This is a genomic window from Segatella buccae ATCC 33574 (genome assembly GCF_000184945.1).
Taxonomy (GTDB): Bacteria; Bacteroidota; Bacteroidia; order Bacteroidales; family Bacteroidaceae; genus Prevotella; species Prevotella buccae.
In genome coordinates this window covers 2,831,106-2,843,581 of record NZ_GL586311.1, presented here as the reverse complement: position 1 = coordinate 2,843,581, position 12,476 = coordinate 2,831,106, and the positions used below count along the sequence as shown (strand labels likewise).

7 protein-coding genes are annotated in these 12,476 nt (G+C 58.1%); 5 read left to right on the top strand and 2 right to left on the bottom strand.

Translation table 11 applies throughout. The annotated features are described in order from the left end of the window. Positions 1-16: 16 nt before the first annotated feature. A complete protein-coding gene (locus HMPREF6485_RS11240) occupies positions 17-334 on the bottom strand; it encodes a heavy metal-binding domain-containing protein (RefSeq protein WP_004343487.1) in 318 nt (105 codons plus the stop codon). 129 nt (positions 335-463) lie between these two features. Then, the gene (locus tag HMPREF6485_RS11235; RefSeq protein WP_004346632.1) at positions 464-2,080 is read right to left on the bottom strand and encodes an L-lactate permease; all 1,617 of its coding nucleotides are present in this window, start codon (positions 2,078-2,080) and stop codon (positions 464-466) included. A 390-nt stretch (positions 2,081-2,470) separates the two neighbouring features. Between HMPREF6485_RS11235 and gyrA the strand changes: the two genes are divergently transcribed. The 5 genes from gyrA (at position 2,471) to HMPREF6485_RS11195 (ending at position 12,449) form a co-directional block, all read left to right on the top strand. Further along, on the top strand, positions 2,471-5,116 hold the full coding sequence (gene gyrA, locus HMPREF6485_RS11225) for a DNA gyrase subunit A (RefSeq protein ID WP_004346630.1): 2,646 nt from the start codon (positions 2,471-2,473) through the stop codon (positions 5,114-5,116). Positions 5,117-5,208: 92 nt separating this feature from the next. Then, positions 5,209-6,432, top strand: a complete 1,224-nt coding sequence (locus tag HMPREF6485_RS11220; RefSeq protein WP_248622304.1) for a hypothetical protein — start codon at positions 5,209-5,211, stop codon at positions 6,430-6,432. Between the two features lie 999 nt (positions 6,433-7,431). Beyond that, complete coding sequence (locus HMPREF6485_RS11205; RefSeq protein WP_004346627.1) at positions 7,432-8,994, top strand: SLC13 family permease; 1,563 nt, start codon at positions 7,432-7,434, stop codon at positions 8,992-8,994. Between the two features lie 249 nt (positions 8,995-9,243). After that, on the top strand, positions 9,244-10,128 hold the full coding sequence (gene fabD, locus HMPREF6485_RS11200; RefSeq protein ID WP_004346626.1) for an ACP S-malonyltransferase: 885 nt from the start codon (positions 9,244-9,246) through the stop codon (positions 10,126-10,128). A gap of 182 nt (positions 10,129-10,310) precedes the next feature. Then, positions 10,311-12,449 carry an alpha-amylase family glycosyl hydrolase gene (locus HMPREF6485_RS11195; protein WP_004346624.1) on the top strand — a complete coding sequence of 713 codons (2,139 nt, stop codon included), beginning with the start codon at positions 10,311-10,313 and terminating at the stop codon, positions 12,447-12,449. Positions 12,450-12,476 lie beyond the last annotated feature (27 nt).

The following is a 12,476-nucleotide window of genomic DNA, read 5'->3' as shown; positions in this document are numbered from 1 at the left end:
TCGGTGTCGGTAAGGTTCAGAGTATCACCGCCGTGCCGCTCACTGTCACCATAAGCATGGTGCCGCTCTGCCCCACGGTCTCATAGTCGATGTCGATGCCCACCACGGCATTGGCTCCGAGAGATTGCGCGCGCTCCGACATCTCCCTCATGGCGGTGTCTTTGGCCTCGCGCAGCACCTTCTCGTAGCTGTTGCTGCGACCGCCCACAAAGTCGCGGATGCCGGCAAAAAAGTCTTTCACGAAGTTGGCACCGATGATGGTTTCACCCGTCACCACGCCTTTATATTCTCTGATGGGATGACCCTCAAGGGTCGGAGTTGTACTGAGTATCATGCGTTTGATTCTTGATGGTTTGTCGTCCGCCGCCGTCGGTGGCTGCAGACCGGGTGCAATATTACGAATAAAAATCGGAAAAACGGCCGTCGGCAGGGCGGAAAATGCCGTTTCTGCATTTCTTGCTCCTCAACCTCCGAGAAACACCATGAGTCCGCCGAGCACGATGTACATCAGCGCGTAGGGGATGGCCGAGAGCATGATTTCGCCGTCTTTGCCCTGCATGTTGCACGAGGCCGTGGCAATGGCTATCGACTGGGGCGAAATCATCTTGCCACCCGTGGCCCCGGTGGTGTTGGAAGCCACCAGCCAGTTGGTCTGGCCGCCCTCCATGCCATAGAAAGAGCCTTGTCCGGTCATGCCCAACTGGTGGGCCACATTGGCCTGCAGCTTGGCAAAGAGGATGTTAGACGACGTGTCGGAGCCCGTCACAAACGTGCCGATGGCCCCGATGAGCGGGGCGAAAAGGGGATAGAAGGAGCCCGTGACAGCCACCAGACCCTCGGCGATGGCCCCTATCATGCCGCAATAGTTCATCACCGAAGCCAGCGAGATGAGCGACACGATGGTGACGATGGTGTTGCGCAGGTTGACGGTGGTGCGCGCCAAGATCGCCATCAGCCGCCCGAAGCCGAGCCCTTGGATGAGTCCGCCGATGGTCGCACCGAGGAAGAGCATCAGTCCGGCGTTGGAAATCCACCCGAACTTGAACGTAGACCCGATGACGGGCAGCGTCACCCTCGACACGAGGTGGCTCTTGAGAAAGTCGTTGACCGGCGGACAGAGAGCTCCGCTCAACAGGATGAAAAGTAGGATGAAGAGGTAGACGCTCCACGCCCGCAGCGTCTCGGAGAGCGTGAAAGAGTGGGAGGGAGCCGTCGTGCCGGCTACGGTCTGTCTGTCGTCGGTCACGGCTGTGGCAGCCTTTCTCCGTGCAAAGAGCCGGGCGTAGGCGATGATGGCCGCGATGGCGGCGATGCTTCCGATGATGGCCGGTGTCTCCGCCCCCAGATAGCGGGCGCAGAGATACTGCACGGAGAGCGACACAGTGCCCGTCCACACGGCCAGCGCGATGTTTTTGCCGATGGCCTTGCGGTCGGTGATCATGAGGATGACAAACGGCAGTAGGATGAACAGCGGCGAGAGCTGAATCACGGCAAAGGCCGAGGTTTCGCAGATGGCCTCCGCAGAGGCAGCCCCGCCCGGTGCCACCTCGTTGCAGAGCGTGGTCACGGGCACGCCCACGGCTCCGAATCCCGTGGCCACGGTGTTGCCGATGAGGGCCACGAGAGCCGAAAACATGGGCTTGAAACCGAGTCCGATGAGGATGGCTGCCGGAATGGCCACCGCCGTGCCGAAGCCCGCCATGCCCTCAAGCAGTCCGCCGAAGCCCCACACGAGCATGAGCACGAGGATGCCGCGGTCGTCGGTAAACGAGGTGAACTGGGCCTTGATGACCTCTATCTGTCTGCTCTCCACGAGTATGTTGTAGCTGTAGATGGCCATGAGGATGATGAGCAGGATGGGGAACACGGCCTTCAGCGCGCCCTCGACCACGCTCCACCCCACCACGGCCGCCGCGGACCCCGGATGGTGGGGCATCATGTCGAGAGCCGGAGCCGCCGTGAGCGCCAGCAGGATGGTGGCGATGAGGGTGACGAACGCGCTCTTGTGGCCGGCCATCTTCAGGCCGAGCATCAAAACGAAGAGCAGCAGAATGGGGATAATGGAGATAAGGGCACTCATGGGCTGTCAAGGTTTATGGATTGTTGTCGTTGGGTTGTTGTCTCTTGTTCATGGCGGTCTCCGGCCGGCCCGGTTTCTGTCCGCGCCGCCGAAGGTTTGTTGCAAATATACGATTAAATTCCGGAAACCGGCGTTTTTCTTCCTTGTTTTTTATGTCACCGATATGGAGAGAGGGGCGATTTCCGCTCCCAGCCTGCCCTGCCGCAAAGGCCAATGTTCCTCTGTTATTCTGTCTCTTGCCCCCATTTCGTTTCTTTTTTTCGTCTCCAACGCTTTCGTATATCAAAAATAATACGTATATTTGCAGGGTTTATGAACGGCCCGAAACGCTTAGAACGCAAATAAACGGCCTTAGACGCGATTTCAATAAAACAAAAGAGAATAAATTAAATGGATGAAAATCTGACGATCGATCACGATCGCATTCTTAAAATCAACATCGAGGAGGAGATGAAGTCCTCCTACATCGACTACTCCATGTCGGTGATTGTGGCCCGTGCCCTCCCCGATGTGCGCGACGGTTTCAAGCCCGTACACCGCCGCATACTCTACGGTATGCTCGGCATCGGCAACACCAGTGACAAACCCTACAAGAAGTGCGCGCGCGTTGTGGGTGAGGTGCTGGGTAAATACCACCCCCACGGCGACTCGTCGGTGTATGGGGCACTGGTGCGCATGGGGCAAGACTGGAACATGCGCTACACGCTTGTCGACGGACAGGGTAACTTCGGCTCCGTGGACGGCGACTCTCCGGCGGCCATGCGTTACACCGAGTGCCGCCTCTCGAAGATGGGAGAGCACGTGATGGACGACCTTGAGAAGGACACCGTGGACATGACCAACAACTTCGACGACACGCTCACGGAGCCGTCGGTGATGCCCACGAAGATACCCAACCTGCTGGTCAACGGCGGCAACGGCATCGCCGTGGGTATGGCCACCAACATGCCCACGCACAATCTGGGCGAGGTGATCGACGGCTGCTGCGCCTACATCGACAATCCCGAGATAGACTTGGAGGGCCTCATGCACTACATCAAGGCCCCCGACTTCCCCACGGGTGCATATATATATGGTATACAGGGCGTGAAAGACGCCTACGAGACGGGCCGTGGCCGCGTGGTGATGCGCGCCAAGGCAGAGATAGAGAGCGACGAGAGCCACGACAAGATCGTCATCACCGAGATACCCTACGGGGTGAACAAGGCCCAGCTCATTGAGTATATCGCCGAACTGGTGAAGGACGGCAAGATAGACGGCATCTCCAACGCCAACGACGAGAGCGGCCGGCAGGGTATGCGCATCGTGATAGACGTGAAGCGCGACGCCAACGCCAATGTCATCTTGAACAAGCTCTTCAAGATGACGGCCCTGCAAAGTGCCTTCTCGGTGAACAACATCGCGCTGGTCAACGGCCGCCCGCGGCTGCTCAGTCTCAAGGAGTGTGTGAAATACTTTGTGGAGCACCGCCACGACGTGACCATACGCCGCACCAAGTATGACCTCCGCAAGGCGCAGGAGCGGGCGCATATCCTCGAAGGGCTCATCATCGCCTGCGACAACATCGACGAGGTGGTGCACATCATCAGGGCGAGCAAGACACCGGCCGACGCGCAGCGCAACCTCGAAGAGCGTTTCAACCTCGACGAACTGCAATCGAAGGCCATCGTGGACATGCGTCTCTCGCAGCTCACGGGGCTGCGCATGGATCAGCTGCACGCCGAATACGAGGAGCTGGAGCGCATGATCGACTACTACAACCGCATACTCAACGACCCCGAGCTCTGCAAGCAGGTAATGAAAGACGAGTTGCAGGAAGTGAAGGAGAAGTATGGCGACCCACGCCGCACCGAAATCAAATACTCCTCGGAGGAGTTCAACCCCGAAGACTTCTATCCCAACGATCCGGTGGTGATCACCGTGAGCCACATGGGCTACATCAAGCGCACACCGCTCTCCGAGTTCCGCGAGCAGGCCCGCGGCGGAGTGGGCTCCAAGGGGGCCCGCCACCGCGAGCAGGACTTCACCGAGTATATCTATCCTGCCACCATGCACCAGACGATGCTCTTCTTCACCAAGAAAGGGCGCTGCTACTGGCTCAAGTGCTACGAGATACCCGAAGGCGACCGCAACTCCAAGGGCCGCGCCATACAGAACCTGCTCAATATCGAGGGCGATGATCAGGTGAATGCCTTCCTGCGGCTGCGCGGACTCGACGACGAGGAGTTCATCAACTCCCACTATGTGGTGTTCGCCACGAAGAACGGCACGGTGAAGAAAACATTGCTCGAAGCCTACTCCCGTCCGCGGGCCAACGGCGTGATAGCCATCAACATCGTTGAAGGCGACGAGGTGGTGGATGTGCGTCTCACCAACGGCAACAACGAACTCATCATCGCCAACCGCAACGGCAGGGCCGTGCGTTTCCACGAGAGCACCATCCGCACCATGGGCCGCGTGTCGACCGGTGTGCGCGGCATGCGCCTCGACGAGGGCGACGATGCCGTGGTGGGCATGATTGTGGTCAACGACTCGGAGACGGAAAACGTGATGGTGGTGAGCGAGAACGGCTACGGCAAACGCTCGCAGGTGGAAGACTACCGCATCACCAACCGAGGCGGAAAGGGCGTGAAGACGCTCGCCGTGACCGAGAAGACCGGAAGACTGGTGGCCATCAAGAACGTCACCGATGACAACGATCTCATGATCATCAACAAGAGCGGCGTGGTGATTCGCCTCGCCGTGGCCGACTGCCGCGTCATGGGGCGTGCCACGCAGGGCGTGAGACTCATCAATCTGGCCAAGAAAAACGATGTCATTGCCAGCGTGTGCAAGGTGATGAGCAGCGAACTCGAGGCCACCGTTGAGGAGGAAAGCCGTGCCCAGTGGGCCAAGAAGAGTGACGAAATCAGGCAGGATGCCACGGCCGACGGGTCCGGCGGCACTGCCGGAGAGGACGATCCGGACGAAGACGAGGGCAACGGGGGCGAAGCTCCGCTCGTAGACTTCGGCGGAGAAGATGACAACAATGAATAAACTGCACGGTTCCGGTGCCTTCCCCAACCTCGGGGAGGGGCACCGGAATGTGTTATCGGAAGAAAATCAATATAACTTTAAACTACAGAAAGATGAAAAAGTTAATGTTCGCTGCCATGATGATACTCAGTACATCGGCAGCATTTGCCGGAGACAGCGATGCCTTGAAGGCTATCATGAAGGCCAAAACCTATGCAGAAGCCGATGCGCTGCTCAAGCAGAATCTCAGCGCGCTGGCTACTGACGCCGAGCGCGCCAAAGCCTACAACAAGCTCGTTGACCTCGCCTTGGAGAAGTACAACAAGGAGTCTACCGTCCTCACCCAAAACCAGATGAACGCCCAGATGGGCATCAAGGGCAAAGACCAGGCCTTCGACACGCTGGGCATGTACAATGCCGCCACCGAGGCCCTGCAGGCCGGACTGGAGTGTGACAAGTACGACCAGAAGCCCGATGCCAAGGGCAAGGTGAAGCCCCGCTTCGCCGCAGCCAACAACACCCGTCTGTGGGGCGTGCGCGCGCAGCTCGTCAACGCCGGACAGGAGGCTGCCCAGAAGGGCAAGGATGCCGACGTGCTGAAGTATTGGGGCACCTTCCTCGACACCAACGACGCTCCGCTCTTTGCCTCGCAGGACAAGAGTTCGCAGAAAGAATACTTCGGACAGGTGGCCCTTTTCACCGCCCAGTATGCCTTCCAGGCCAAGGACAAGGAGCGTGCCGGCCGCTATTGCGACCTCGCCATGAAAGATCCCGAGCAGGCCGACCGTGCGCTGGGCATCAAGTTGCTCGTGATGCGCGACGGACTGAAGACGAAGGCCGACTCCGTGAAGTTCGTTGACGAGCTCAAGGCACTCTATGCACAGAAGCCCGACAACGGTGTGGTGCTCGAGTCGCTGGCCAACCTCTATTCGGCCATGGGCCAGAAAGACGCGCAAGTTCAGCTCCTCGATGAGGCCATCGCCAAGAATCCGAAAAACTTCGTGGCCCTCTTCCTCAAGGGACAGAATGCCATCACGGCCAACAATGCCAACGAAGCCATCAAATATCTCAAGCAGGCTGCCGAGCTCCAGCCCGAAAACGCCCTCGTGCTCACCTATCTCGGTGCTTGTCTCAACGTGAAGGCTGCCGACCAGCAGGATCCCAATGGCCGCAAGGTGGTCTACACCGAGGCACTGAAATATCTCGACAAGGCCAAGCAGCTCGACCCGCAGCGCAATCAGGCCAACTGGGCCTACAACCGCTATCAGGCCTGCTACGGTCTTTATGGGGCCGACGCTCCCGAAACCAAGGCTGCCGAAGCCGAGAGCAAGAACTAAGGCGGATGCTTGAACCGCCGCCCTGCGCGGCGACACCGCCACCGGACTGACGGCGCGGGCGTGGCCTATCCTCCATGTCCGCCCACTGTCTCCTCTTTATATAAAAGCCATGCGGGGCGTCAATGAGAGACGCCGGCATGGCTTTTCGCGTATAAACCCTTTGGGTTGGGGTAGGGAGGAGGCACGGGAGAGGCGGTGTTTTGGCAAATTGTCAGCTGCATTTCAGTAAAAAGATAAAAGTATTTCGGCAGGATTACGCTAATATCTCGGCGAGTTGACAGCAGTCTCCTGCCCCCGTCTTTGCCTCTTTGGAACTGTCCGATTTTTTCCTCATCGATTTGCATTTCGCCGATTTTGGTTGTATCTTTGCAGTAGCAAGGGGAGCGCGCAAGTGCTCCCTTTTTTTAGGCCACCACTCACCAAAAAGTCCCCAAACCAGCCCCAAACCACCTAACGAGATACCCCCAACCCCCTAAAGGGGGCTTTTCAACCTTGCAAAAGGGGCTCTTTGAGCTTCTCGTTCGGCCTCTTTTGGCTTTTCACTACGGCTCTTTTGCGCGGTCGTTTGGGCCGAGTGAGAAAATTCGTAGGCCGGATGTGGCGAATAAAACGGATAATATGGAGTGGATAGCGGAGCGGGAAGAAATGCCGTGTAAGGCTTTTTCTCGACCTTGGTAAGTTTTGTGCTATATGCTGACAAGCGGCAAGTGAGACCAAATAGATCTGCTTAGTACGAATGTAGGTTGTGAGAAAAAATTCGCTTCATTCGAAAAATTCGCCGACAAAGATATTCCTCGGCGAATTATCCGAATGATGCGAATGTCGGGTGTGAAAGGAAATTCGCTTCATCCGCTTCTTTCACCGCCCCGGAATATCCGCCTACGGATGAGCCGACATTGCCCGAAATTATTCCAGTTTGTAATTTTTCCGATTTCTTGCGGCAATAGCAAAAAATAATTTTTATATTTGCACCATGACAATCTATATTTATGAAAGCCTATGAACAATTTTAATGCAGAAAAGCCCCTTGCCCCGGCGCAGCAAGGGAGCGGCGGTGACGACTCACGTTTTGACCGCCAGCGCCGCATCATCGGAGCCATCTTCGGCCCCATCTGCGCCATCCTCGTGTGGATTACTCCCATTGCCGGCCTCTCGCCGGAGGCCCACAAGTTGCTCGCCATCATCACCCTCGTGGGCCTGTGGTGGATCACCGAGCCCGTGCCCATCCCCGTGACCTCGCTCATCGGGCCCACGCTGTGCGTGGTGTTTGGCGTGGTGAAGATGAAAGAAGCCTTCGCCCCCTTCGCCAACCCCATGATATTCCTCTTCATGGGCGGTTTCATGATAGCCAAGGCCATGATGGTGAACGGGCTCGACAAGCGCATCGCCTACGGCATCATGTCGATGAAGTGGGTGGGCGACAGTCCGCGACGCATCTTTCTGGCCGTCGGACTGGCCTGCGCCCTGTGCTCGGGCTGGATCAGCAACACGGCCACGGCGGCCATGATGTTTCCCATAGCACTGGGACTGCTCGAAGCCATCAGCGAGATGATGGCCGCCAACGGCAAGCCCATCAACCTCAAAACCTACAAGTATGCCACGGGGCTGATGCTCATGACGGCCTACGCCTGCTCCATAGGCGGTGTGCTCACGCCCATAGGTACGCCCCCGAACATCATCATGCTCGGATTCCTCAGTGAGCTGGCCGATGTCCATGTCTCCTTCTTCCAATGGATGGTGTGGGGCTTCGTGGCCATGGTGGCTTATTTCATCATCGCCTACGTGATTCTGGTGAGGATGTTCCCCGCCGATGTAGACCACATTGAGGGTGCGCAGAAGTTTATCGGCGAGAAGAAAAAAGGGCTGGGCCGATGGACGCGTGCACAGAAGAACACGCTCTTCGCTTTCCTCGTGGCCGTGACGCTGTGGGTCATGCCGGGCATCCTGAGCATCGCTTTGGGCACCGATAGCGAGATACTCAACAACTACAACCGCCTCTTCCCCGAGGCCGTGGCTGCCATGGTGGGGGCCCTGTTGCTCTTCCTCATCCCCGTGGACACCAAGCAGCACAAGATGACGCTCGACTGGAAAGACGCCGTGGCCGGCGTGGAGTGGGGCACACTGTTGCTCTTCGGCGGCGGACTGGCTATCGGCGGCATGATGTATGCCACCGGTCTCTCGGGATGGATAGGCGACCAGATAATCAACTTCATGGGCGGCAAACCCTCCGAACTGCTGCTCGTGGCGGTGTTCTGTGTGATGTCGCTGCTGCTCTCCGAACTCACTTCCCACACGGCTGCCACCAACATGATAGGTCCGTTGGCCATCGGCGCGGCCGTCACGGCAGGTTTCAGTCCCATTCCCGTGGCTGTGGGTGTGGCCCTCTCGGCTTCGTTGGGCTTCATGCTCCCTGTGTCCACGCCGCCCAACGCCATCGTCTATGCGAGCGGCTACATTCCCATCACCAAGATGATCAAGACCGGTGTCTACATCGACTTCATCGGCATTGCCATCGTCACCATCCCCGTAGCCCTTTATCTCGTAGGGCTGATAGTTAGGTGATAGGTGATAGGTGTTAGGTGATGGGTGGTGGGTGATGGGTGTTAATGAAATCCTGCGAGGTAAAGACGGTTGTTCCTACCGCAGCTGAAGTTCTCCACAGTCCCCCTCTAAGGATTTCATTAACACCCACCACCTAACACCTATCACCTAACACCCATCACCTTTTCTTCCTAATCTTTTGATTATTACGGTCTTTTTTCTTACCTTTGTGCGCTGAAAGTATTAACAATCAAAAAATAGGATAAAGCAATGAAAGCATTTGTATTCCCGGGACAGGGATCGCAGTTCGTGGGCATGGGTAAGGACCTCTACGAAAACAACGCATTGGCGAAGGAACTGTTTGACAAGGCCGACGAGATACTCGGTTTCAAGATCACCGACATCATGTTTGCCGGTACCGACGAGCAGCTCAAGCAGACCAATGTCACGCAGCCTGCCGTGTTCCTCCACAGTGTGATCTCCGCACTCTGTCTGGGCGATGACTTCAAGCCCGCTATGGTGGCCGGCCACTCGCTGGGCGAGTTCTCCGCCCTCGTGGCCGCCGGCGCACTGAGCTTTGAAGACGGATTGAAGCTGGTGGCCGCCCGTGCCAACGCCATGCAGAAGGCCTGTGAGGCCAACCCCGGAACGATGGCTGCCATTATCGGCCTGAGCGACGAGAAGGTGGAGGAAGTGTGCAGTGAGGTGTCTGCCAACGGCCAAATCGTGGTGGCAGCCAACTACAACTGCCCCGGTCAGCTCGTCATCTCGGGCAACGTGGAGGCCGTCAATGCCGCTTGCGAAAAATTGAAAGAGGCCGGTGCCAAGCGTGCGCTGCCGCTGAAGGTGGGCGGTGCGTTCCACTCTCCGCTCATGCAGCCGGCCAAGGACGAGCTGCAAGCCGCTATCGAGCAGACCGAGTTTGCCGCTCCGAGCTGCCCCGTCTATCAGAATGTGGATGCCAAGGCCCACACCGATGCAGCCGAAATCAAGGCCAATCTCACCGCGCAGCTCACCAGCCCCGTGCGCTGGACAGCCAGTGTGCAGGCCATGATAGCCGACGGTGCCGACGATTTCACCGAGTGCGGACCGGGCAAAGCCCTGCAAGGCATGATTGGCCGCATCGACAAGAATGTAGCGGTGAAGGGAATCTAAGTTGACGAGTTGACGAGTGGACAAGTAGACGAGTTGCTTGCTCTGAAAGGGAGGGGCGGCTCGTCGACTTGTCTATTTGTCTGCTTTCCGCAACTGATAACTTGTTTACTTGTCTACTTGTCTACTTGTTCACTCGTCAACTCGACCGACCGTTCACCCGTCAACTAAACTCGACTTAACTCATGATTATTTATCAGATACTCACCCGCCTGTTCGGCAATCGCAACACCACCCGCAAGGCGTGGGGCACGATGGCCGAGAACGGCAGTGGGAAGATGAACAACTTTGATGCCGCCACCCTCAAGCGCATCCGCCGGCAGGGAGTGACCCACGTGTGGTTTACGGGCATCATCCGCCACGCCTCACAGACTGACTATTCGGCCTGCGGCATCCCCCGGCAGCACGCCCGGGTGGTGAAAGGCCGGGCCGGTTCACCCTATGCCATAACAGACTATTATGATGTGGACCCCGACTTGGCCACCGATGTGCCCCGGCGCATGGAAGAGTGGGAGGCCCTCGTCGACCGCGTACACAAGGCCGACATGAAAGTGATTCTCGACTTTGTGCCCAACCACGTGGCCCGCGAATACCGCTCGGTGTGCCGGCCGCAGGGCGTGCGCGACCTCGGAGAGGACGACGACCAAAACATGCACTTCTCTCCGCGCAACAACTTCTACTACTGTTGGGGGCGGCCGTTGTGCCTCGACGGCATCAATTCCGGTTCCGGCGACGATGCCGAACCCTATACCGAGGTGCCCGCCAAGGCCACGGGCAACGACCTCTTCGACAACCATCCGGGACAGAACGACTGGTATGAGACCGTGAAACTCAACTACGGCGTTGACTATTGCGACGCCGGAGGCCGCTCGGAACATTTCGACCCCGTGCCCGACACGTGGCTGAAGATGGCCGACATACTGCTTTTCTGGGCCGCAAAGGGTGTCGACGGCTTCCGTTGCGACATGGCCGAGATGGTGCCCACGGCTTTCTGGACTTATGTCACGGCCCGTCTGAAGGCCGCCCATCCCGGACTTGTCTTCATCGGCGAGGTCTACGACCCCACGCAATACCGGGCCTACATCGCCTCGGGCTTCGACTATCTCTACGACAAGGTGGGCATGTACGACTGCCTGCGCGACATCATCTGTGGTCGCCGGCCCACGACCGACATCACCGCCCAGTGGCAGTCGACCGACGACATACGCGACCACATGCTCTATTTCCTCGAAAACCACGACGAGCAGCGCATCGCCTCAGATTTCTTCGCCGGCGATGCCCGCAAGGGATTGCCGGCCCACATCGTGAGCTGCTTGCTGCAAACCAATCCCTACATGCTCTATGCCGGACAGGAGTTTGGCGAGCGGGGTATGGACAGCGAGGGCTTCAGCGGGCGCGACGGGCGCACCACCATCTTCGACTATTGGAGTCTCGACACGCTCAACCACGGCTTTTACGACTCCCGGCAGCTCTCTCGCGACGAGCGGGAACTGAACGCCGCCTACACCGCCGTGATGCGTATGGCCGGTGAGGAGCGCGCCGCCCGCGAGGGAAAAACCTTCGACCTGATGTATGTCAACCCCTCGTTGGCCGACAACCGCTTTGCCTTCTTGCGCAAGGCCGGCAACGAACTGCTCTTTGTGGCGGTCAACTTCGGCGACAGCATGTCCTCCTGCGCCGTGCGGATTCCCGCCCACGCCTTCGACTTCATGGAATTGTCAGAGGGCGAATGGGAGGCCGAAGAACTGCTCACCCGTCATCACCGCCGGCTCGTCTTCAAGCGCGAAGGGGCTGTGGAGGTGGATGTGCCGGCCCACGGAGGTGTCATCTATAAAATTATAATATCCGATAAAGACATGAACGAAGACTTGATTCTCAACGGGCACAACAAGGATGAGTTCCCTCCCGCCCACACGGCCGAGCATCTGCTCAACCGGCTGATGATGCGCATGTTCGGTTGCGAGCGTTCGCGCAATGCTCACATCGAGCGCAAGAAGAGCAAAATCAGCTATGTGCTCGACCACAAGCCCACCCGCAAGGAGGAGAAAGCCATCGCCGACGAGATGAACCGGCTCATCGCTGAAGATCTCCCCGTGACCTACGAGATGGTGGATCGTGACCATATTCCCGAAGGGGTGACGCTCGACCGCCTGCCCGACACGGCCGGCGAAAAGCTCCGGTTGGTGCGCATCGGCGACTACGATGTGTGCCCCTGCATTGGCAAGCACGTGCGCTCCACCGGTCAGATAGGCCGCTTCGAGCTGCTCGGCACCAACTGGGATCAAGACACGATGACCTTCCGCATCCGTTTCAAGATAGTATGATGGGGGAGAGGAGTTATTTTGGGAGTT

Coding starts and splice junctions, on each gene's coding strand:
- HMPREF6485_RS11240 (WP_004343487.1), bottom strand. CDS start 334: ATGATACTCAGTACAACTCCGACCCTTGAGGGTCATCCCATCAGAGAA.
- HMPREF6485_RS11235 (WP_004346632.1), bottom strand. CDS start 2,080: ATGAGTGCCCTTATCTCCATTATCCCCATTCTGCTGCTCTTCGTTTTG.
- gyrA (WP_004346630.1), top strand. CDS start 2,471: ATGGATGAAAATCTGACGATCGATCACGATCGCATTCTTAAAATCAAC.
- HMPREF6485_RS11220 (WP_248622304.1), top strand. CDS start 5,209: ATGAAAAAGTTAATGTTCGCTGCCATGATGATACTCAGTACATCGGCA.
- HMPREF6485_RS11205 (WP_004346627.1), top strand. CDS start 7,432: ATGAACAATTTTAATGCAGAAAAGCCCCTTGCCCCGGCGCAGCAAGGG.
- fabD (WP_004346626.1), top strand. CDS start 9,244: ATGAAAGCATTTGTATTCCCGGGACAGGGATCGCAGTTCGTGGGCATG.
- HMPREF6485_RS11195 (WP_004346624.1), top strand. CDS start 10,311: ATGATTATTTATCAGATACTCACCCGCCTGTTCGGCAATCGCAACACC.